Source organism: Paenarthrobacter sp. CM16, assembly GCF_013179505.1.
GTDB lineage: Bacteria > Actinomycetota > Actinomycetes > Actinomycetales > Micrococcaceae > Arthrobacter.
This window is the reverse complement of the sequence record NZ_JABMCX010000038.1, coordinates 1-23,301: the sequence shown is the minus strand read 5'-3', so window position 1 is coordinate 23,301 and position 23,301 is coordinate 1. Positions and strand designations below refer to the sequence as shown.

The following is a 23,301-nucleotide window of genomic DNA, read 5'->3' as shown; positions in this document are numbered from 1 at the left end:
GGCCTGGTGTTCCGCCAGGGTTTCGGAGTTCCAGTCCAGGTTGACGCCCAGCAGAACGCCGTCCTTGGGCACGATGGTGGAAGCGTCCACGGCCCTGCAGAGGGAGAGTGCCTGGACCACCGGCACCACCTCCTTGGACGCGAAACCCAGTCCCGTGGCGGCGAGGGACGTCACCACCAAAGGGATGAGAAGGCTTGCCCGCCGCCGCTTTCGATTCGGGTGGCCGGAAAAGGTTGGAGGTGCCGGTGCCACGGTCATCCCCATCCAAGGGTTCGGCGCGGACGCGCGAAGAGCCCACGCCAGCGTGACTGCGGGGCGAGGTGACGTGCCTCCGCCAGGTTCGTACCGCCGTCGAGCGCTTCCTGGCGCGTGGCGTAGATACGGGCCACGTGCCCCAGATGGGCTTGGAGCAGTGTTTGGTCCAGGGCGGTGGACGTGCCGAAAAGCCGTAAATCGCCGCCCCGGGCGCGGAGCACATGCAGCACTTCAAGCAGGCCAACTACTCCGGACGCGCCCACGTATGTCACGTCGGCAACATTCAGCAGGACCACCACCGGGCCGTCGGCCGAGGCTTTTGCCGAGAGCCGGCGAATAGCCAGGACGCGCGCGGCGTCCAGGGGGCCCGCAACGGTCAGGTCAGTTGAGGTCAACAAAGCGGGGATGGAACTCGGGGCATGGGAAAGAGTGGACATGGGGTCGCTCCTTGCTGGGGGTGTGGAACGGCGTTATTGGATTTTGTTGTCAGTGATGTGTTGGGCGTGAGCCTGGTGCGGATTCGAGGACCCCGTTGAGCTCAAGCGGGATGGGAACCGGTTCCACCAGATCCTCGCCTGGACCGTGGTAGCGTGCAGCCCCGATCACCACGCTCAGCAGCGCCAGATCCAAAGCGACCCAGGCCAACGTGATGAGGGTAGGAAAGAGCGGAGCCTCCCCGGCGGATACGCGCGCGAGGCCGATGACTGCGGAAACAACCAGTACGGCCATTGCCGCAACCTGCAACCGCACATGCTGGAAACCGCGTCCCGTGGCCTGTTTACTTTTGGCCGTGACGGAAAAAGTGAGGTGTTTGCCGAGGAAGACAGCTGCTGCTCCTGAACAGGTGGCGGCGATCCACGTGGGAAAGAGCGCGAACGACCATTGTTGGCCGCGCCACAAGCCTTTCGAGCCATTGCCCGCAACTTGGAACAGTACCTGGCACGAAACGAAGAAGGGAAGGAACAAACAGAAGAACACCACCGGACTGGCCGTCAGCGGATAGGTGCCGGCCCACAGGAAAACCACCGGCGCGGCGATGTAGCTCAGGGCAGCAAAGCCATTGAGGTAGCTGGTCATGGTGCCCAGGTACATCAGGCGCTGGGCCACCGTGAGGCCACGAAGGAACAGCGGATTGTCACTGAAAAACACCTGCATCGTTCCGGCTGCCCAGCGGTGGCGCTGGGAGAGCATGGTGGACACATCCTCGGGCGCCAGGCCGTGGACCAGGACCTCGTGGTGGTAAACGCTGCCCCAGCCCATCGCGTGAAGATGCATGGCTGTCGCCATGTCCTCGGTAATGGTGGTGGTATCCATGGGGTGAATGGCCAGTGCTTGGTCCGTGTGGGCCACATCCACCGACTCCAGGACGGCGTCGAGTTCGGGCACCACATCATCCCTGGCATCAGGAACTGACAAGGCAGCTGCATGGAAGGCTATGCGGAGTTCGAAAGTGATCTCCGCGAGGACATCGCCCATGCGGACCTGGCGCTCCGCGCGCGCTATCGCTTCGAGCGCATGTTCGACCACCGGCATGGCAGCGGGGCGTCGCCTGCCAAGTTCACCCAGAAGATCCTGCAGCCTTGCACGGCCCTTGCGGAGGGAGCTCCACGTCTGTTCTGTTGCTGTTCGCGTGTAGCGGGTCAAGCCCAGTGCCATGAGGGCTTCCCGGCGCAGGACAGCATTCGATCCACAGAAGAAGGCCGCGTCCCAGCCATCCTTGCCTTGCTGAATGGGGCCGTAAAACAGCTCCGCCTGGCTTCCCAGGGGATCCCCGTCCGGGACGTTCCAAAAGTGCTGTGGAGTCTGGACAAAAGCCACTTCGTCAGCGTCGAAATAGCCCAGGACGCGGTCCAGGAAGCGGGGCTCGGGGACCTGGTCTGCGTCCAGGATGGCCACGAACCCGCCCGTGGTCATGGACAGGGCGTTGTTGACGTTGCCCGCTTTGGCGAAGCGCTGGCGGCCATCCCATTCCGGTCCACGGGTGATATAGCCAACGCCTATTTGCCCGGCTGCTACGGCAAATTCGGCACGGTTGCCGTCGTCCAGAATCCACGTCTGATGTGGATACTCCATGTCCCTGGCGGCGATGGCCGTCTTGAGCACCAGGTCCAAGGGCTCGTTGAAGGTAGTAATGAAAACGTCCACTGTCCTGCCCGGGAGGGCAGGCGGGGGAGGTGGCCGTCGTCGAGCGTTCCACATGGTGACTGCGTACAGGGCGGACTCGCCCAGGCTGTAGGTCTCTGCGGCCACCAGCGGCAGCGAAATCCACCACGCATCCCATGCGACCGTGCCGGACCATCGCCAGCTGATGTAGATCAGTCCAAAGGAAACCACCAAAACTGCAAGGATCCTTACCAGTATTTGTCTGTAAATGCCCATCTTTAGCCTCCGGTAACTGCTGGGGAAAAGGCCAAGGCGCGGCTGCCTTCCCGGACACCCTCGTGTTGAAGGTTTGGAGGACACGGCAGACGCGCCTGGAGCGTGCATCATTGATGCTCAGAGGAAGGAATTCGGCTGCGAACGGAATATCCCTATGCCATCGCAATGACGGCATTTTCCGTCATCCAAATGGTTCCTCCTTCCACTTTCTCCCCCTTCTATTTCATCGCTGTTACGAAAAGGAAAAGTAAAATAGCGGTGATTATTTCCATGCCGTGACGTTTTGCGTGTCACCCTGAAAAGGCTTGCGCGCGGGGTTGTCGCGCCGTCAGAGTGGCCATCATGAAGCGACGACTCACGCCCCTGACGATGCTCGTCGCCGGCCTGACCCTCGCAGCCGCCGTCATAGCTCCGGAGCCATCAGCGCTGGCAGCCGCCGGCATGCCGACTCCCGGCGCCCTGGTGTGGAGCGACGAATTCAACAGTCCTGCCGGCACCGCCCCGGATCCCGGAAAGTGGTCCTATGACACGGGGGGATCCGGCTGGGGCAACGGCGAACTTCAGTACTACACTTCCAGCACCGGGAACGCCGCTGCAGACGGTCAGGGCAATCTGGCCATCACCGCCCGCCAGGAAAATCCCGCTGATTATCAATGCCACTACGGAGCATGCCAATACACCTCGGCGCGCCTTATCACCGCCGGAAAATTCAGCCGGACTCACGGCCGGTTCGAAGCCCGTCTCAAGTTACCCAAAGGGCAAGGCACATGGCCCGCGTTCTGGATGCTGGGCGACAACGTCTTTACCGATGGTTGGCCCGCCAGCGGAGAACTCGACGTCATGGAAAACGTCGGCAAGGAACCCGGAACCGTATGGGGAAGCATCCACGGGCCCGGCTACTCCGGGGCCAACTCGTCCAGTGCCGGCTACACCCTGCCCAACGGCACAGCATTGGGCGACGCCTTCCACACGTTCACCGCGGACTGGGGCCCCGACTCCATCACCTGGTACATAGACGGCACTCCCTACTCGAGGAAAACTAAAGCAACAACACCTGAGCCTTGGGTCTTTGACCACAACTTCTTCCTCCTGCTGAATCTTGCAGTGGGAGGTTACTGGCCAGGACCACCCGATTCAGGCACTGCCTTTCCCCAATCCTTGCTGGTTGATTACGTCCGTGTGTTCGAACTTGCTTCTGCTCCGTCCCCACCCGCCAACGCGCCCGGCACCAGGATCCAGGGCTACGCAGACAAGTGCATTGACGTTGCAGGCCGGCAATCCGTGGACGGTGCGCAACTGCAATTGTGGGACTGCGACACGGCAGCCTCGGAGCAATGGACATTCGCCGCCGACGGCAGCATCCGTTCACTCGGAAAATGCATGGATGTGGCCTGGGGCTCCACGTCCAATGGCGCACGCGTCCAACTCACCGGCTGCAACGGCAACGCGGCCCAGCAGTTCGTCCTGAATAACGCCGGAGACCTGGTCAATCCGCAGGCCGACAAATGTGTAGACGTGGCTGATTGGGGTTCTACCAACGGTGCGCGGCTGCAATTATGGGACTGCGCTGGTTCTGCCAACCAGAAGTGGTGGCGGATGGCGTAGGAAAGCGTCCGACGGCGGCGCGCGCCTTTGTGCGGCTTGGTCGAGTATTGCTGGGGCGGCTGGGGAGCTTCCTGGAGTAGTCGGCCGGACCCATGGATGTGCGCCGCCGTCGCGGCGGCGGGTGGTTCACCCGGCCGGGCTGGTTGTCACGGGCCCGGCCGGGTTGGGTGGGTTATATGGGCAGCTGGCAGCCTACGGGGCTGGCTGGCAGCGCGGGCAGAAGTAGATGTCCCGTTCCTCTGTCCCATCCGGGGCCGCCAGGAGCGCACGGCGGACAGTGGTGCCGCATCGCCGGCACGGCTGGCGTTCCCGGCCGTAAACCCAGTATCCCGGCCGCAGGGCCCGCGGGCCGAGGGTAGTGCGCCGCCCTGGACCGAGGTTTTCGCCGAGGAGCCGTTTGGCATCGTTGACTGTTTTGGCCAGGTCCGGAACGTCACGAATCGGAAGCGCTGGGTGGATGCCGGAGAGGAAGCAGGCTTCGCACCGGTAGATGTTGCCGATGCCTGCCAGCTTCCGCTGGTCCAACAGCGCAAAACCCATGGTGACGTCCGGCTCGGCCCGCAGCCTCCGCAGGGCTTCTTCCTCGTCCCAATCAGGGCCAAGGAGGTCCGGCCCCAAATGTCCAACAATCTTGGCTTCCTCGGCGGTGGGCACCACTTCCAGGATGCCCAGCGAGAACCCCACCGCGTCAGCCGAGGCTGTGCGGAGCACGCACCGTGCCGTATGGCCGGGCTTGGTCCAGCGGCCACCCGGAGGATAGATCATCCAGTTCCCCTCCATCTTCAGGTGGGAATGGATGGTCAGGGCCCGGGGCTTTTTGCTGGCGCCGGGTTCCTCGTCCACAGGGCCGGTGAGGCGCATCAGCAGGTGCTTGCCCCGGGGTACCACCTCGGCCATGGTCCAACCCGCAAGATTCAGGGTGGCGAAGCGGGGCACACGGAAGTCGGAGGCTGTGATGGTTTGGCCGGCCAAGGCCTCGTTCAGCCGGGACGCAGCGCGCCAAATGGAATCACCCTCAGGCACGGATCCGGAGTCCTTTCGGAGTTGAGTAGGCGCCGGCGGCAGCCAGGGCTACGGCAATGGGCGTTTCGAGGAGGTCGTGGCCGTTGACCTTCTCCATGAAGAGCTTGTCCACCGCACCACGGCGGACCACATCCACCAACGCCTGGGCCGCAAGTGTCAGCACGGCCTCGTCTTGGTTGAAGGTGAGCAGCGTCTTACCGCCGCGTTCCACATAAAGGACCAACGCGCCGTCGACCATCACCACCAGCGCTCCGGCTTTCCGTCCTGGACGGTGCCCGGAGCCGGCGTCAACGGACAACGCAGGCCACGGAAGGGCCGCTCCGTACGGATTGGCAGGATCCGTTGCGGCCAACGCCAGGGCCGACGGTTCCGCTTTGGAAATGCGGGCGTCCTCTGTGAAGGACCTCAGCCGGTCCACTGTTGCCGGGACAGCGAACTGGGCAGCCCCCAAATGCTCGATGAAGTAGCCGCGACGGCACCGGCCCGCTTCTTCCAACCGCGCCAGCACTTTGTACATGAGCCCGAAGCCGCCAATGATGTTCTCCGCCATGACCGAACCGCGGGTGACGACCCCATACCTGTCCAGGAGCAGTTCGGCCGTGCCACGGGCGTGGATGGTGGGATCCAGTTCCGGGGCAGGTAGGGCGGACCACCGGCCCACCGCGGACGGCGGCGCAGGAGCAACTCCGCCTGAAACCGAGCCGTAACGTCCACCGGTAAGCCCGGGCGAGCCCAGCAGACCTGAGCCATGGGAGCGGCCCAGCCTGCTGAGGCGCGGAGCCCGCGCCCTGGGTGCCTTGGCCACCTGCCGGTGCGCGGTCTTACCACCGGCGATCATGGCGCGCACGGGGGCAAAAGTGTCTCCTGTCACCCGGCCGGCCCAGACCAGGTCCCACAGCGCAGAGACAACGGCGTCATCACTCAACACTGAGTCCATGCCGCCGGCCACATCCGTGAGTTGCCGGAAGAAATAGCCTCCACCTGCACTGAAATGCTCCAGGAGCCGCTGCTGAGCATCGCCGGGTTCGAACTCGGGGGAGGGGTTGAGCGTGAGCTCGGCGGAATCGGCCACATGGAGGCTGATCCAGCCATCGTTTCCGGGCAGCGAGCCTGCCCCGGACCAGAGGAGTTCCCCGGCGGCCATCAGTTCGTCCAACATGGCCGGTTTGTAGTCCGCCACCCGGCTTGCCAGCACCAAAGGCTCCCAGGCTGAGGCGGGGATGGGAACTCCGGAGAGCTGGTCCACAGCCGTGATGATCCCGTCCAGTCCGCGCAACGCCTGGCTCCGCGACTTGCCCGGTGCTGTGACGTTTTGCCAGGCCGGCAGGAATCGCCCGTAGGCGGCGGTGTCCACGGGTTCCACTTCGGCGCGGAGTGCTGCGAGGGAACGCCTGCGCAGCTTCCGGAGGACCTCGGCATCGCACCACTCACTGGACGGCGGTGCATCCAAAGACATGAGCTCCGGATCTGCGCCTTCCGCGGTGGGCGGGGCTTCGGCTACAGCGTGCGGGCGGAATTCTCCCTCCACCACCCGGCCGTCCCCGGCCAGGCGCTTCAATGCTGTGTTGACCACTGCCACGCCGAGTCCCAACCTTGCGGCAGCTTCCGAGGCCGTGAACGGTCCGTGCGTGCGGGCATACCGGGAGACCAGATCGCCCAACGGATCATTGACCGGCTCGATGAATGCCAGCGGAACACCCATGGGCAGGGGAACGCCGATTGCGTCGCGGAGCCTCGCGGCATCCTCCACCGCAGCGAAGCGCTCGACGCCGCCAATGGTCACCTTGAGGGCACGGTTGGCTTTCTGGAGGGCAGCGAGGTGGGATCCGGCCTCGGTCACCGTGCCTGCTGGCGGGGCCGGCGGAGCTTCATCCAGATGTTCGTCGCCGTCCGGATGATTCACGCCGACATGCTGCTCCAGCGTTCCAGGCTGCTGCATTGTTTCAGCCGTCTCCACGCCTTGAAGCCGTTCCGCGACTTCTTCAACACTGAGCGGGCCCAACAAACGCAGCAAATCAGCCACGCCCTCCATCCCGCGCACTCGCCGATCAGGGACCAGTCGCTGCAGTTCCCGTTCCGTGGAGTCGATGACTGCCGCATCCAGGAGCTCGCGCAGTTCCACGCGCCCCAGGAGTTCGTTGAGGAGCGTCGAGTCCAAGGCCAGGGCAGCAGCCCGGCGTTCTGCCAAGGGGGAGTCGCCCTCGTAGAGGAACTGGGCCACGTAGCCAAACAACAGCGACTTCGCGAACGGGGAGGGCTGCTGCGTGGTGGTTTCCACGATTCTGAGTTCACGGCGCTCCACCGAAGCGGCAATGTCTTTGAGGGCGGGGAGGTCGTAAACGTCCTGCAGGCATTCGCGCACGGTTTCGAGCACGATGGGGAAAGACGGGTACTTCCGGGCGACATCCAGCAATTGGGCTGAACGTTGACGCTGCTGCCACAGCGGCTGGCGCTTCGCCGGGTTCTGGCGGGGCAGCAACAAAGCCCTGGCTGCACACTCGCGGAAACGTGAGGCGAACAGTGCGCTGCCGCCTACTTCCGCTGTGACAATCTGCTCCAGTTCCTCCGGGTCAAAGAGGAACAGCTCAGCACCCGGTGGTTCGTCTTCCATCATGGGCACCCGCAGGACGATGCCGTCGTCGGCCGCCATTGCGGAGCCGTCCAGGCCGTACCGTTGTTGGAGCCGTTGCCCTACGGCCAGAGCCCACGGAGCATGGACCGGCATCCCGAAGGGGCTGTGGAGGACTACCCGCCAATCGCCAAGCTCGTCGTGGAAGCGCTCCACCACAAGGGTTCTGTCGCTGGGAACAATCTCCGTGGCGTCCTTCTGTTCCCGCAGGTACTGAAGCAGGTTGCTTGCTGCAAAGGCGTCCAGGCCGCTGGCTTGGCAGCGCTCCATGGCGGGTGCCTCGTCCGCTGCAGAGAGCTCCCGGATGAAAGCTCCCAAGGCCCGGCCGAGGTCAACAGGCCTGCCGAGGGAATCACCCTTCCAGAAGGGGAGCTTGCCGGGTTGGCCGAAGGCAGGGGATACCAGCACGCGGTCGTGCGTGATGTCCTCAATTTTCCAGCTGGTGGCACCTAGCGCAAAGACGTCGCCCACGCGGGATTCGTAGACCATTTCCTCGTCGAGTTCACCCACGCGACGGCCACCCTTGGCCGCCCGGGCCGAGGCTGTGGGCTCGCTGCCGTCAGCGCTTCCAGAGGAAGCGGAGCCCTCAACTTCGGTGCCGATGATGTAGACACCGAAGAGTCCGCGGTCCGGGATGGTGCCACCGGAGGTTACTGCCAGGCGCTGGGCCCCCGGCCTGCCTTCGATGGTTCCTGCATGCCTGTCCCAGATGATGCGTGGCCGCAGCTCGGCGAACTCGTCTGAGGGGTACCGGCCTGCCAAGAGGTCCAAGGTGGCTTCGAAAGCGGATCTTGGCAGACTCGCGAACGGGGCAGACCGGCGCACGGTGCTGAACCAGTCCTCGACGTCGATGCTCCCCAAGGCAGTTGCGGCGACGGTTTGCTGGGCAAGGATATCCAAGGGATTCGTCGGGATGCTCAGGCGTTCAATCTGCCCGCTGAGCATACGTTCCACAGTGACGCTCGTGTGCAGGAGATCCGCCCTGTGCTTGGGGAACAGCACGCCTTCGGAAATCTCGCCCACCTGGTGCCCGGCACGACCTACCCGCTGCAGGCCACTGGCCACCGACGGCGGAGACTCCACTTGGATGACCAAGTCCACAGCGCCCATGTCGATGCCAAGTTCCAACGAAGAGGTTGCCACCACGCACCGGAGCCTGCCGGACTTGAGGTCGTCCTCGATCATGGCCCGCTGGTCCTTTGACACCGAGCCGTGGTGGGCGCGGGCCAATACGGGATCGGCGCCGGTTGTGCTGCCGGCCTGCGCCATCATGTGGGCCGGCGTGGCGGTGGAGGCTGGAACTGTGGACGCGGGGCTTGCGGACGCGGGGCTTGTGGACGCCTGAGCGCCGGGGTTGGCTTCCGGAGCCGCCCACTCTCCGCCGCCCACAGCCATCAACTGACGTTCGGCGTAGATTTCGTTCAGCCGCGCCGTCAAACGCTCTGAAAGGCGCCGGGAATTAGCGAACACAATGGTGGACTGCTTGGAAAGGACCAGGTCAACAATCTGCTCCTCCACATGTGGCCAGATCGACGCTTGGGGCTGCAGGCCGGAAGCCGGGCCGGAATCGAAGGCACCGGCGGCGCCCTGCAGGTCCGACATGTCCTCCACAGGCACCGTGACCGTGAGGTTCCAGTTCTTCTTGGACGGCGGGGCCACGATCTCCACTGGGGCCTGGCCCGCCAGGAACTGCGCGACCAACTCGCGCGGCTGGACGGTAGCCGAGAGACCGATGCGCTGCGCGGGCTTGGGCAGCAAGGCATCCAGACGTTCCAGTGAGACAGCTAGATGAGCCCCGCGCTTGGTGCCCGCAACCGCGTGCACTTCGTCGATGATGATGGTGTCCACTTCGCTGAGTGTCTCCCGGGCACGGGAGGTCAGCATGAGGAACAAGGACTCGGGTGTGGTGATCAGGATGTCCGGTGGGTTGGTCAACAGCGTACGGCGATCTGCCGCCGTCGTGTCTCCCGAACGGACCCCGACCGTGACAAGCGGTGCAGGCAGTCCCAAGCGCTTGGCGGTCTGGGTGATGCCGATCAGCGGTGCCCGGAGGTTCCGCTCAACGTCCACGCCTAGAGCCTTCAGCGGTGAGATGTAGAGGACGCGGGTTTTGGTCTTGGGGCGTTTGGCCCGGCCCTTGCCGTTGGCCGGAACGCTCTCGAGCCCGGGGAGGGTGTCTGACGGGGTCGAGTGCAGGCGATCCAAGGCCCAAAGGAACGCTGCGAGGGTTTTACCGGAACCGGTGGGAGCTACTACCAGGGCATGCGAACCTGAGGAAATGGCGTTCCATGCTCCGTCCTGCGCTGGCGTGGGCTCGGAAAAAGCGCCGAGGAACCATTCCCTGGTTGCCTGGCTGAAACGGCTGATGGCGCCCTCCGACGCCTGCGGCTCCTGCATTCATCCATCATGCCCCACGGCCCCGACAGAATAAGACGGAGCCGTGGGGGACAGGTCAGACTGCCTGGAATGCCGTGATGGTCAGGAGCTTGATACCGGCGTTGCTGCACGCATCGTGCGGCTCAGCGACGAACAGCGATGCGGTGTCGTTCGGCGGGTAGATACGGAAACCTGCAGCGGGGACCTTGGTGCAATCGCCGTAGTTACCGGCCTGCGTGTAGCGGATTTCGGCCCACGCCGACTTCCCTGGGGCCAGTTCGATCTTGGTGACCGGGGTGGTGGTTTCGCGGGTTGCCGGTTCGCCGATCGGTTCACCATTGGCTTCGGCGGTCAGTGAGACACCGGCGAAGCCTTCCAGGATGCAGGGCGCGGTGCCGGAGTTCGTCAGGATCAGCTTCTCGTAAATGCTGCCCGCTGCTCCGCCGCCGGTTGAATCGGTAGCCGCAGTCAAGGACGCTGCCTTGCACTGGGTGGCGCCTGCCGGCGCAGCCGACGTGGTGGGCGCCGATGGCGTCGTTGTGGCCGTTGCCGAAGGTGAGCTGGGAGTCGACGAGGCCGACGGGGTTGAAGAAGTGGGCGGGGCACTGCTGGTTCCCGCCGGGCTGGGGCTTGGCCCGCAGGCTGCCAGGAGCAGCAGTGAAGCGGCTGCCGTCGTCGTCACAAGTCCGGTTTTAATGCGCTGAGTCCACATGGGCACCAGCTTTGCCGTGGCTGTCAGGTGAGTCAATTGAGCCACGGCGAAGTGCCTGGATTGGCGCCCGGATCGTGATCTTCCGGGCGCCAACCCCGGGTCAACTACTTGGAGGAATCAGCCTTGACCGCCGCAGGCTTGGCAGCCCGGCTCCGGAAGAATGCTGCACCGCCCATGCCCAAACCAGCGATGCCAGCGATCAGGCCGGCCCAACTGCGTGCCTGCGAACCGTCGTCGGAGGTTACTGCGGAAGCCTGCTCGGTTGCGACCGTAGTGGCCGCTGCGTGGTCGCCTTCTGCAGCAGCAGGGGTGATGGTGACCGACGGCGCCGGAGCCTTGAGATCGTGCGGGTCCTGCCCCTCCTTGGCGATCTCGGACCAGTCGGTCTGGCCCTGCTCGCAGGTCTGCAGCGTTGGGAAGTAGAGGGTCTTGCCGGCGGCGTCCGGCAGCTTGACCGACAGGACCAACGCGTCACGCAGGTGCGGATCCAAAGGTGCCTTGGCCGTGTAGACAATCTGGCTGGTGCGCTTGGTGATGGTGGTGCCGTCATCCAGCTTTTTCGGCTCGGCGAGGGTCTCCGTGACCTTCTCCACGGTCCAGTTCGGGTTGACGGTCGGCTGTGCGTCATTCAGCTCTTCGGGGAGTGAAATGGCAACTTTTGTGGTGCCGAACGTGTCGCAACCGTGGGGGATGCCGAACGTGACCAAAGCGTAGGAATTGGCAGCGGTCTTGTTCGGATCGGCGGATACGTGCGCTGAGGCTCCGGCCAGGCCTGCCATCATCAGGGCGGCGGTTCCACTGGCGACGGCGGTAGCGGAAAGGGTGCGACGGAGGGCGGACTTGTTCATGGGAATGCCTTTCGGGTGCGCCGGTTGAGGCGGCGCGGGTACGGGTTTGGGAGCCCGTCACCACGCGAAGGCTTCGCGTTTGCGGCGCTTATGCGTCGCCTTGGTGCCGGGCGGAACTAGGGAAGTACGACGACGGCGGGCGGGCCGCGTCGGCTGTCTTGCCTGAGGTTCCGCCAGGGGCGGGGGATAAAGACATCGGGCGCGCCAACTGCGGCAGGCGAGGCACCGGCGTCGGGCCTGAACACCAAGGTGGGCAAGGCGAGCAGCGGCCGCAACCAAGCCGCCAACTGCCAGAGCGCATCTTCACCCTTGGCGAGGACGATCGCAGACGCAAAGGTAGCGAAGACGTGGCCCACCAGCATCATGGTGCCGAAAGCCGTCCCGAGCTCATGGGTGTGCGCTGCTGCGATGTCCATTCCGGGGCTCAAGGATTCGGCGCCGAGGTGGTGGTTCGCTGCCGGACCGGTGGCTCTGATGGGCCCCAAAGCGGTGAAGGCCTCGTGCAGCGCCAATTGTCCCGCGCCCAAGAGGCCCGCCATGAAGACGAGGTTCAGCTTGAAACGGGTAGCCAGTGTGGCCACGAGAGCCGTCAGCACCACGAGCGCCAACAGAACCGGGGCCGTGGGAAGCGTCCCGCCGCCCACAATGTGGGCACCTGCTGCGAGGAGGACCACCACAAGAGATACTGTGCCCGACCGCAGCGCATGGAAGGGAGCCCGGGTCCGCGATGTGCGCACGTGGTCCTCCCTGGTCTCGATGGCTGATTGATTGTCGGCGTCTTGATTCTATCGGGAGTTCGGCGCCGGTCTGGCCCCGGATGGGTGGCTATGTGGAAAGGTGTGCCGAGGGGTTGGCTCTCGGCACTTTGGCAGCCCATAAAGAGGTGAGAGCTAACCCCTCGTCCGCCGGACGAAGGTGGGTTGCGGGGGTTCGGGGACCTTCGCACCGGATGAAGAACGACGACGGCGGAGCTCCAGTTTGAGGCTCTCCTCACCCCGCGCCATGGCCCAGTGATGGTTGGCCGAGAACACTGGTTTCAGGAGCCAGCTCAGCCGCCGAAGCAGTGGTTTGGCTGCGCTGACCCGCCAACCGTAGGTGATGACAACTTCCGGGCCGTCGGTTTCGAATGTCCAGCGACCTGTTCCATTGAGGTCGCCAGCGGCGGTGAGGGCGAAGCCGTCAGGACTCACTGGCTCCGTTAGCGTGAGTCGCCAACGCAGTGTGTACGGAAGCCAACCTTTGGTGTGGAGGTCGAAGGTGGCGCCTACGCCGTCGAGTCCGCCGGGGGTCACGGGAGTGACCTTCAGGTAGACGGAAGGCCACCAACGCGGGAGCGTTCCGGCATTACCCAGGATGTCCAGCACTTCCTGGCGGGTTCCCGCCACGCGCCACACGGTGATGAACTCGTAGTCCGTGCTTTTGCCTGTTCTGTTGGTAGGCCCGGTCATTACTGCCTCCGAGGTGTGCAGGTTCCGAGGGTGTCTCATGGCATCCGGGGCCAATCTACTCCTGGCTTCGCCGAGGGGTTAGCTTTCGGCCTTTTGAGCGCGTGAAAGGGTTGAGATCCCGCCCCTCGCCGGGCGTGAAAGGGTTGAGATCCCGCCCCTCGGCGGTTGTGGAAGGGGTGAGATCCCGCCCTTCGGCGAGGGGTTAGCTTTCGCCCTTTTGAGTGGGTGAAAGGGTTGAGATCCCGCCCCTCGGCGGTTGTGGAAGGTGTGGGATCTAACCCTTCGCCGAGGGGTTAGCTTTCGTCTCTTTGGGTGGGGGTAAGGGCTGAGACCCCGCCCTTCGCCGAGGGGTTAGCTTTCGGCCTTTTGAGCTCATGAAAGGGGTGAGATCCCGCCCCTCGGCGGAGACGCATGGGGAGCTACTCGCCCGAGTTCTCCCGCGAGGTGATGCCGAACGGGGCTGACTTGAGCTCGGTGAAGTTTCCCACGCTGGCCCGGACCGTGCACTGCGGCGTGATTTGCAGGGCTGTGACGGTGAGGCCCGAGCTGTCCACTGCCAGCGCCCCGCCGCAGCCATCGGCGAACCGTACTCCCTGCTCACCACCGGTGACGGCAGCGAGCATTTGGGATGCCTTACCTGAGGCCGGGCTGACGTAGAGGGGATTGAGTTCATCGGCACCGCCGGCCCACACAGGGACCAGCGTGATTTTCAGGGGGCTGGGCGTGACAACACGTGCAGGGGTGCGGACCTCTACGCCCTTGAGTCGTTGCACCGGGTACGCGGTGCCTTTGACTGCAGGATTTTGCGTGGCAGCCGTGGTTGCAGCCGATCCGCTCCGAAGCCAAGCGTCCATTGCCTTCTGGTCAGCGGGCTGCACAGGCACCTTGGCGGTCAGTTGCACAGATCCTCCGGCAGGAATCTCCACCCCGGAGACTTTCCAGCCACACTCAACGTCCAGTCCGGAGATGGAAGCCTGGTTACGGCTCACAGTGCCGCCATCCCACGTCACAGCCGGGCAGGTTTCGCCATCTGCCAGACTGGGAATGACCTCCAGGAACTCACCGGACAACGGCGCTTTCTGCGCTGAGTAGGACACCGTCAAACGGACCTGACCGGAAGAAGGCTCGTACGTGGCGCTTCGTGAAATGGTCAGGCCGGTCGGCAGGGCAGGGTCCTGCAACTGCGCCGACAATTGTTGTCCAGGCGGCGTGGGAGCTACCTGCGGGCTGGTGGGGGATAGAAGGATGAAACCCACCACCATCGCCACTATCAGGAACACCGCGCCAGCGCCCAGAAGCAACGCTTTGCGTGTCCGCCAGAACGGGGTCGCGTCTTTTTCCTCTGACCGTTCCTCCGCCTGTGGGCGGACTTCGCGGCGCGGCATGGGACGGGCGATGGTAGCGCTGCCTGACTGCCCCAGATCCGGGGCAACCACATCGACGCCGGCAGATGGCGCCGCGGCAAAGGCGGTAAGTTCGTCGTCTGTAAAGGCGCCGCGAACAACGGTGGCCGGGCGTTCGACGTCGTCGAACTCTTCAGGCGCTGTCCCCCGGGAGAGAGCGGGCTTGCCGGCAAGTCCAGGCGCCAAGCGCCGGAGGTTCGAAGCCGCCTCACCGGCTGTTGGTCGTTGGTTGGGGTCCTTGGACAACATCCGTTCGAGGACGTCCCACAAAGCATCGTCCACGGGAATACGGGGAGGGCGGGATGAGACATGGCGGTAAGCCACGCTGAAGTCCGTGCCCGGACCTGCGAAGGGCGTGCGGCCGGCAAGGAGTTCGTAGAGCAGGACGCCTGTGGAATAGACATCTCCGGCGGGGCCGGACCGCCCTTGGCTGATGAGTTCGGGCGGCATGTACTGCGGAGTACCGATCAGGCCGGTCGTTTGACGGATCTTCTCACCCACGACGTCGGAAATGCCGAAGTCGGAGACCCGCACGTCGCCGCTTTCAGACTCAGTCCACGGGCGGGCCAGGAGCACATTGTCCGGCTTGATATCCCGGTGTGTCACACCGCGTGAGTGGGCAAAGGCGAGGGCATCGAAAATCTCGGCGGCCACCTTTGCGGCGTCCTCGGACGGCAACGGGCCATTGTCTTTGACGACGTCGCGCAGCGAGCCACCCGCGATGTAGTCCATGACGATGGCTAGCCGTTCACCCTCCACCACCATGTCCCGTACGGTGACGATGCCGGCGTCCTGCAGACCAAGCAGGACGGATCGCTCGCGAACAAACCGTTCCACCAGGGAGGGGTCATCGGCATGTTCCGGGCGCAGCACTTTGGCTGCCAGGGTGCGGCCATCGGTGGAGGTAACGGTCCAGACTTCCCCAACAGCGCCGGAGCCCACGCGCTCGCCGAAGCGGTATGACGCGCCCAGTGCCTGACCGGTTTGTGCCAATTGCATGTCCGTACTCTCCAAAACTATCGATCTGATTCCCGAGGCCATCCTGCGGTCCCCTGCAAAGTATCTCTGGTTGGTTTAGCTCCCGGGGCTCAGGGACTGGATCAGCGACATCTGCCCGCCGACGCCAAGGTAGCCTCGACCGGCGGTCAGCGCCACGGGTGCCTTCCGTGGAAGGGTGGCGCCCAGCAGTTCGCCGTCGTAATTGACGTCGGGCTGGAGCACCACGCCCAGGCGTGATTTGCGGATGGACTTGGTCCAGTGGCTGTACAGTCCACGCAGGTCAGCGGCCCGTCCTGAGGCAACAATGCAGAGCCCCGGAGGCCCTGAAGCGATAATCCCGGCAATGGACTGATCGGTATCCTCGAAGCGTTCGGAGTCGTCGATCAGCAGGAACACCGTGCCCCTCTCGATCCGCAGGGAAGCCAGCAACGCAGGCACTTCGTCCGTGCCTATGGCTACCCGGTCCAGACCAGCGGTGGCCAACGGGGAGCGGCGGTCGCAAATGCCCCAGACCTGGGCCGGTCCCCGGGAAGTGGCTACGCCACGGACAGCCTCGGCCAAAGCCAGCAGCACGGTGGATTTACCGGAACGGGCCGGGCCGGCAATGAGGGCGTGCTCGCCTTCGTAAATTTCCAGGAAGGCCGGTGAGAGGTCCGTTTCCCGGATTCCCACGGGGATGTGCCATGGCTCGGTTTCCAGTTGCGGCTTGACGCCCAGATCCGTCATGGTGACGTTTGTGGGCAGGCTCCTGATTGCCGTGGTCTTGGCAGGCGCGTCCCCCCAGCCTTGGCGGACACGGTCCACAGCGGCTTCCAACCCGATGCCGGGGGTGGCAACGTGCATCTGCAGGGAGGTCCGCGGATCCACGCAGCGTCCGGGGAGGGCGGCAGGGACATGTTTTGCCCGAACCCCGAGCGACGAGTAGTCATAGGTATCGGCAAGCCGGAAGAGCCACTTCTGCAGCGTCACTTCGTTCATCACAGAAGGAACTGCTTTGGCGCGGGTAGTGGTAACGGCGAAGGAGAGCCCCAGCGCCGGTCCGTCGGCATAGGCCCGGTACAACAGGCCCAGGAGCTGCTGTCCTTCGAAGTCCTGGAATTCGTCGCGCAGGGAGGCCAGACCGTCAAGCAGGACCACGGTGCGCCGATGCGTACCCGGTGCTGCCCTGCGACTTTCCAACTCTGTGTTCAGGTGCCGCAGGAACCGCGCCTGTTGCTCCTTGGCGCCGGCGCCGGTTCCCACATAGGCCACTGTGTGCGGCAGCCGTTTAAGCATCTCAAGATCACCGGAACCCATGTCCAGAACCATGAGGTCCAAATCGGCCGGATCTGCGTCCTTTGCAAGCGTCAACGCGATGGTCGCCAAGGTGGTGCTGGTACCTGAGCCCGCCACGCCCATGAGCATCAGGTTGCCCACGGACAGGTCCCAGCCGGCGGGCGACTGGCGCTGCAGCTCAGGTTCGTCCAGCAAGGTCACCAGAACGGTAGAGCCCTGCACGCTGCCGACTGTTGGGTGGCTTGCTGCAGCGGCGCCCTCCGGAGACCCCTCCGTCAGGAATCCCTCCAGTTCCACCCGCTCGCCCAACGCCTCCGGCCAAACCTGCCTCGGAGGGGCGTATCCGGCTTCAGCATTGGCATCGACCACTGCGTCGATGAGCAGGTCCAGGTCGTTCTCGTCCACAGCAGCGGACCGGGCAATCGCAGGCGCGGGGGCCGGGACACCGAACTGACGGATGTCGCGGACATCGACGGCGGGACCGCCGTCGAGCTGTGCTTGTCCGGTGACCAGCGCGGTCTGGACAGGCGTGATGTCGTCCTGGCCGAGTTTCACAAAGGCGCGGCCCATCTGGGCCCTGCCGATGGCCGAGGCAGCGGGCACGCCAATCACATTGTTGGAGTCATCGCGGCTCTGGACGCGCAACGCTACCCGAAGGTTGGTATTGGCGAGGATGTCATCACTGACCACACCGGCCGGGCGCTGAGTAGCCAGGATCATGTGCACCCCCAAGGTGCGTCCGACGGCGCCGATGCTGACCAAGGCGGTCAGGACCTCCGGGAAATCCTTGGCCAGCATGGCGAACTCATCCACCACCAGCAGCAGGCGTGGCATCGGTTCGGCCGGGTTGGTGGCCAGGTAGGCGTTGAGGTTATCGATGCCCTCGCCTGCCTCCGCGAAAACCCGCTGGCGGCGCTCCATCTCTGCTTCCAGTGCAATCAGGGCGCGGTCGGCCAGCTGTTCGTCCAGGTTGGAGATGGTTCCGATAGTGTGCGGCAGACGCTCGCAGGCCTTGAAAGCGGCCCCGCCCTTGAAGTCCACCAGAATGAAGTTCAACCGGGTGGGATCGTTGCGGGCCGCGAGTCCGGCCACCAGGGACCGTAGGAACTCGGACTTTCCAGAGCCGGTGGTACCGCCTACCAAGCCGTGTGGACCGTCTTTGACCAGGTCCAAGGTGAGTGGCCCGTTTTCGCCGGTACCAATGGGTGTGGAAATCCCGGTGGGGGCCTGCCACAGCCTGCGAATGGTCGCTGCGTCGGGGCGCTCATAGCCAAGAAGGCCCGGCATCCGCACCAAGGCGGGCAAGGATGCCCCTGGAACGCTGAGTTCGGGATCATCGAAGTGTGCCAGTCTCGTGGCGCAGCGCAAGGCTTCCTCCTGGTCGAGGCCTGCCAGAATCACATCCTCCACGCGAGTGAGGTCCTCAGGCTGCTCAACGGTCGCGGCAGCATCCGTGCCAACCCTGATGATGGTGGTGCAGGAGGCTGGCAACTGCTCCTCGGATGTCGCTATGACGATGCCCGCCACACGGGGTGGGCGTTGCTGGGGGTTGACGTGGCTGCCGGGCAGGGAACGTCCCATGCCGAGCAAGGCCCGTGCCGGGGCATCCCTGCCCTCTGTCAGTACGTCGGAATCGAGGACCACCATGAGCGCTGGAGTGGGCAATTCTTCCACTGAGTCCTTCAGTATGCGCAGCATCGCCAGGCTGGTCTCACGGTGCGCGGACATCCAGCGTTCACCCTTGCTGCTGCCGGTTTGGCGCGTGTGGGGGAGCCACGAGGCCCATTCCCATTCGTCGGCCCGGCCGGCGTCGCAGAAGACACCGATCGTCAGATCTGCCGGACCAACATGCACCGCAGCCTGGGCCACCAGGGAACGGGCCAACGCCAAGGCGCCTTCCCGCGAGCCAACGATGCCCACCACTCCGGCGTCGGTCAGGTCCACCAGTACGGGGGCTGCCAGAAGACGGGCTGCCGTGAGGGTTTCCTTAACCTTTTCGTCGGGGCGTGAGCCCGCAGCACGGTCCACCTCCGGCTTCCAGGGCACATCACCTGTGCCCGCATGCAGGGCCAGGAAGTCGTCCGAGTCCGCACGCCGCTGCCACAGTGACGTTGCCGGAAGCGCAGGTCGACGGACCACTGTGGCGGGATCGGGGACCATCCTGTGCCGACGGGCGGTTTCCACCTCGGCGGCAGTGCGGATCTGCTTCTCAAACTCCTTGAGCGCTCCGTCGAAGCGCTCGGCCTCTTCTTTCAGGCCACGGGCATGGCGGCGCTTTTGCTCGAACCACATGCCCACAGCCATCACCGGACTGAGCATGGCGAACATGGCGAACCGCATGTCACGGAGGATCATCACCATCGCAACCGCCATAACCAGCGGAGCCAGAACCGTGATGTAGCTGAACTTGTTGGCCGGGGGAACGTCCTTGCGGCTCGGCGGGACCAAAGGATCCCCGGCCGGTGCACGCCCTGGGCGCGGTGGCCTGTTAAAGGGAGCAGTGGCTGCTGGCGTCAGGTTGTGCAGGCTGCCTGGCGCGGGCGCCGGGGTCTCGTCCAAGGCAGGGCGGAGGAGAAGGACCGTGCCGCCTGCCGTGATGGTGGCCGTTTGAGTGACCAGGACCCCGTCCTCGCCCACAGGTTCCCCGTTGACCAAAGTGCCGTTGGTGGAACCGCCATCCACCACGCGGAGCCCCTCCTCTTCACGGCGAAGGCGGAAGTGGTCCCAGGAGGCACTTTCAGTAGGGAGGCTGAGATCGGCGTGGGGTGACCTGCCGATGAGCATGTCGCGTCCTTGCGGAACGTCCACCACGCCCCCAGTACGCTGACCGCCGGCCAGTGTGAGGCTCCAATCACGCACGCGGTGCGGCATTGGCCATGGTGCACGTGAGATGCGGCTGCCTTCCAGCAGAATCAGCTCGGACAGCGGTGTGGCCCCACGAACCTCTGTTTCATTGACGAACACAGGTTCCTCAGGGCCTACACGGGGTCCCCCGGCGGCTTCGACTAAGTCGGACAACGTGATGGCGGGCGCAGCGTGGGCAACCTCGCACTCGAAACGACGATCGTCCAGGTCGATCAGCACACGCATCGGGCGCTCCTCCTGTAGTGGAACTGTTCCCCTCAGTTGTGGGGACAGAAAGGGTTGTTAGGGGCTGGCAGGCGCCGGAACCCAGACGAGCCGTGGAGCGTTTTCATCTGCCGGACGAAGACCGAGGTCCTGTGGGGACGCGAAGACGGGGATCGCATCAGCGGTCAGTGCCTGGGCTTGGGTGAAGTCAAGCGGGGGGCCGGCGAGGCCTTCCCCGGGGCCGAAGGACAGGGTGCGCAGCGACGCTGCGACCTTTGACGGTTCCTTGCTCCCAGCCAGTGCAGCCGCGCGGACCAGTGCCACCACGGCGTCGTGGCTGCGGGCGTCCGCGGCCCACGCATCGGCGGAGAACGGGGTATCGTCCGTCAGGTTCTTGACCTCCGGATTCCCCCCAGCCAATCTGATACCGGAGAGGAACGCGGACATTCCCCGCCCTTGGGCATCCTGCTGGAGTGCGATTGCATCTCCGGTGGCGGGGGCAACGCTGACCAGTTGTCCTGAAGCGGTGCCGTCCAGCTCCGCGAGCGAGGATGCGAACGCGGGGGTGATGGCGCCGTCGGGAAGTACCAGCGGAACTGACACATCGCGTGATTGGAGGGCTTGGACCAGGCGGGCGAGGCGCTGCGGCGTTGCCGCCGACACCACAACAGCGTCAGCCGGGTTGGCTATCCGTATGCCTTCAGCATCTGCCGGCGCGTCCTTGGCCGGAGGACGGAGCTGGTCGCCTGTACGGATGGCTGCTTCCTGGGCAAGGTCGGCCACCTCAGTGAAACCTTCCAGGGACAGGGTGTCCGCCACCGTCACCGAGGCGGGGACCTGACCGCCGTCGCTGACCAGCAGCACCCGGCTTTTGCCGGCAAGTACGGTTCCCAGGGCCGCTTCGACTGAAGCTGCCGTGGGTCCGGTGGTCCACGTGGTTTGAGTGGGTTCGGAGGCTTCGGCGTAGGGCAGGATGACCGGGAGGTTGCGCTCCTCGGCCGCCTTCGCTGCGGCAAGGGCCTGAGGCCCGGTGCTTGCAACAACGACTCCGGACACACCCTGCTCGGCAAGGGCGCCGACGGCTGCACGTGCGCCGTCTTCGGTGCCTTGGTCGTTCTGGGTGGGCAGGGTGACCTTTGCGCCGCTTTGGGCGAAGCGCTGCGCGGCCACCACGGCGCCCTGCGCTGCTCGGTTGTATTCGGTACCTGGCTCGCCGGACTGGCCGAACGTCATGACGACGCCGATCGAAAGGTCCGCTGGCAGGCCATCAGCCTTCAGTGCAACAGGAACGGTTGCGGCCACAGGATCGGGCCGGGGAGCTTCCGTAGGACGGTTCAGCGTCATCACCAGGACTGCCGCTGCAGCAATGACGACGGCGGCTCCCGCAGCAATCAGGGCGATGAGACGTGCGCGGGGGCTCATGCTGCACCGCCGATCTTCAGTGTGTAAAGCGTCTGAGACGTAGCGCCGGCGGGCACTTCGAGTTGGAACGGCGGCAATTCATCCACCGCCGTGAGCGAGGCCTTGAACTGGGCCTGGCGCAGCAGGAGTCCTGCCACGTCCCGGGAACGGATGTTTGCGTAGCCTTCGGCGTTCTGCGAGGCAAGGGCCAACTGGAAGTCCGCGGTGTCCGCTTTTGCCGCGCTGGTGGCCATCGAGCCGAGCAGGCCTGAACCGTTCACCGCCCTGTCCCCGAGGTCCAGCATCACCTTGTTGAGGCTGGACGCGAGAAGCGCGCTGGCACCTTCGACGTCGCGGGTGGAGCCCGAGGTGCTGGCTGCGATGTTGTCCAAGGAAGCCTGGGTGCTCTTGGATAGGGCAGCAGTCAGGTCACCGCTCTGCCCCAGGAGCTCGTCACGCTGCTTGTTGACCGTTCCCTCGGCGTCTTGCACAACGTCGTCCGAGGTGGACTTCAGCCCGGAAATGGACCGGTTGAACGCTGAAGTCACGGCTTCGGAACTGGCATCGCCGATGTCGGCAACCTGCCGCACTTGTTCGTCCACGGTTTTGTAGACCTCTGCAGCAGTTTCGGCCGAAACGTCGCGGAGCGATTCCTTGATCTTATCGCCGAGCATGTCCTGCTGCTCTTTCAATTTCGCAAGTGCAGTGGTCACCGTGCCGGAAGATTCAATCGCGGCAGCGAGGGCAGCGTCGAGCGACTCGAGTCCCTTTTTGGTTCCGTTCACGTTTCCTGTTGCGGCGCCGTCGAGCGTCTTGACGGCGGTCTTGATCGCCTCCAGTTTGGTGTCGGTGGCGTCGAACGTAGCCTCCAAGGCCGTGAAGGCCTGGCCAATTGCCTGGTCGGCGGCGGTGGTGTCAGTCGCTGCGAGCACTTCGTCCCAGGCAGCTGACTGAGCTTCGAGCCGAACGTCCAGGGGCTCCTTGAAGCCCGGCGGCGGATTCAGCGCAGGTGAGGGGTTGCCGTCTTCATCAGTAGGTTCGCACGGCACTGACGTCAGGTAGGAGCGCAACCTGTCAACGTCCTTGGCGGACAGTTTGCCCTTGCCAGGGATGAGTCCGTCGTCGGACAGCTTGCAGAGTTCGTCGGCCAGTTTCTGGTTTTGCTGCAGCATGGAGCCGTTCAGCCAGGTTCCCTGACCGAGTTCGCCGTTTGCTGCCTTGGCAATGTCCGCGATGGCGAGGAGTTTCTCACGGAGGGTGTCAACACTGTTCTGCGCCGCGGTGGCTGCTTTACGGGTCGCAGCTGCAGAGTCCTCGGCTGACTTGATGGCTGTATCCAGTGCCGCGAGTGCCCTGCTGTAATCCTCCGAAGTTCCGGAGCCGTCAAGCATCGCACCGAGGTCCGTGCGCACCTTTTCAAGTGCGACGGCGGACGTCGCCTGGTCTTTGATGGCACCTTCCACGACCTGCGGCTGAAGGCCGGAGACGAGCTCGTCGCCTTCTTGCACCAGGCCCAGAAGCGCTCCGGTGACAGTGACGGCGGAACCGTAGAGGGAGCAGGTCATTGAACCCTGCTCAGCACACTCTGCAGGGGTAGGGTTCTCGGGTCCCATGGTCGCCTTGAGAGCGCCGGCGACGGTGTCACGGCAACCAGCGCTGACCTTTGCATAGGCATCCAGCTGTGAGGACATGGTAAGAACGCTGGAATAGACAGTGGCTGCGGGCGCGGCCTTGGCTACCTCAGCGGTGCAGCCGTCGCCTGATATGGGGGTGACCGGCGGTGTGGCGGAAGTGTCGCCCAGCATCGCATCCACCGCGGAGACCGTCAGTTTCAGCTGCGACATGGTGGTGGACTGGGTGGCCGTGGTTGAAGACTCCA

12 protein-coding genes and 2 pseudogenes are annotated in these 23,301 nt (G+C 64.6%); 1 reads left to right on the top strand and 13 read right to left on the bottom strand.

The window, feature by feature from the left end; genetic code table 11:
* The 3 genes and pseudogenes from HP499_RS05180 to HP499_RS05170 form a co-directional block, all read right to left on the bottom strand.
* Positions 1-258, bottom strand: a pseudogene (locus HP499_RS05180) (hypothetical protein); the annotation flags it as partial.
* Positions 255-692: an STAS domain-containing protein gene (locus HP499_RS05175; RefSeq protein ID WP_172322844.1), complete on the bottom strand. Its 438-nt coding sequence runs from the start codon at positions 690-692 to the stop codon at positions 255-257. The gene HP499_RS05175 and the pseudogene HP499_RS05180, both read right to left, overlap by 4 nt.
* Before the next feature lie 49 nt (positions 693-741).
* The gene (locus tag HP499_RS05170; RefSeq protein ID WP_172322843.1) at positions 742-2,634 is read right to left on the bottom strand and encodes a glycosyltransferase family 2 protein; all 1,893 of its coding nucleotides are present in this window, start codon (positions 2,632-2,634) and stop codon (positions 742-744) included.
* Positions 2,635-2,976: 342 nt separating this feature from the next.
* Between HP499_RS05170 and HP499_RS05165 the strand changes: the two genes are divergently transcribed.
* Positions 2,977-4,239, top strand: coding sequence for a glycoside hydrolase family 16 protein (locus HP499_RS05165; RefSeq protein ID WP_172322842.1), 1,263 nt, complete (start codon positions 2,977-2,979; stop codon positions 4,237-4,239).
* A gap of 192 nt (positions 4,240-4,431) precedes the next feature.
* Here HP499_RS05165 and HP499_RS05160 read toward each other — a convergent pair whose 3' ends face one another.
* The 10 genes and pseudogenes from HP499_RS05160 to HP499_RS05115 form a co-directional block, all read right to left on the bottom strand.
* The gene (locus HP499_RS05160) at positions 4,432-5,262 is read right to left on the bottom strand and encodes an Fpg/Nei family DNA glycosylase (protein ID WP_172322841.1); all 831 of its coding nucleotides are present in this window, start codon (positions 5,260-5,262) and stop codon (positions 4,432-4,434) included.
* Positions 5,255-10,288, bottom strand: coding sequence for a DEAD/DEAH box helicase (locus tag HP499_RS05155; RefSeq protein ID WP_172322840.1), 5,034 nt, complete (start codon positions 10,286-10,288; stop codon positions 5,255-5,257). Before HP499_RS05155 ends, HP499_RS05160 begins: the two co-directional genes overlap by 8 nt.
* Positions 10,289-10,343: 55 nt before the next feature.
* Positions 10,344-10,979, bottom strand: a complete 636-nt coding sequence (locus tag HP499_RS05150) for a DUF4232 domain-containing protein (protein WP_172322845.1) — start codon at positions 10,977-10,979, stop codon at positions 10,344-10,346.
* 104 nt (positions 10,980-11,083) lie between these two features.
* Positions 11,084-11,827 carry a YcnI family protein gene (locus HP499_RS05145; protein WP_172322839.1) on the bottom strand — a complete coding sequence of 248 codons (744 nt, stop codon included), beginning with the start codon at positions 11,825-11,827 and terminating at the stop codon, positions 11,084-11,086.
* A 116-nt stretch (positions 11,828-11,943) separates the two neighbouring features.
* Positions 11,944-12,564 (bottom strand): hypothetical protein, encoded by a 621-nt coding sequence (locus HP499_RS05140; RefSeq protein WP_172322838.1) that lies wholly within the window; start codon positions 12,562-12,564, stop codon positions 11,944-11,946.
* A gap of 153 nt (positions 12,565-12,717) precedes the next feature.
* Positions 12,718-13,275 carry an SRPBCC family protein gene (locus tag HP499_RS05135; RefSeq protein ID WP_172322837.1) on the bottom strand — a complete coding sequence of 186 codons (558 nt, stop codon included), beginning with the start codon at positions 13,273-13,275 and terminating at the stop codon, positions 12,718-12,720.
* Positions 13,276-13,694: 419 nt separating this feature from the next.
* The gene (locus HP499_RS05130) at positions 13,695-15,677 is read right to left on the bottom strand and encodes a serine/threonine-protein kinase (RefSeq protein WP_172322836.1); all 1,983 of its coding nucleotides are present in this window, start codon (positions 15,675-15,677) and stop codon (positions 13,695-13,697) included.
* Positions 15,678-15,752: 75 nt separating this feature from the next.
* Positions 15,753-20,042, bottom strand: a complete 4,290-nt coding sequence (locus HP499_RS05125; RefSeq protein WP_172322835.1) for an FtsK/SpoIIIE domain-containing protein — start codon at positions 20,040-20,042, stop codon at positions 15,753-15,755.
* A gap of 57 nt (positions 20,043-20,099) precedes the next feature.
* The gene (locus tag HP499_RS05120) at positions 20,100-21,443 is read right to left on the bottom strand and encodes a hypothetical protein (protein ID WP_172322834.1); all 1,344 of its coding nucleotides are present in this window, start codon (positions 21,441-21,443) and stop codon (positions 20,100-20,102) included.
* Positions 21,440-23,301 (bottom strand): annotated as a pseudogene (locus HP499_RS05115) (hypothetical protein); the annotation flags it as partial. The gene HP499_RS05120 and the pseudogene HP499_RS05115, both read right to left, overlap by 4 nt.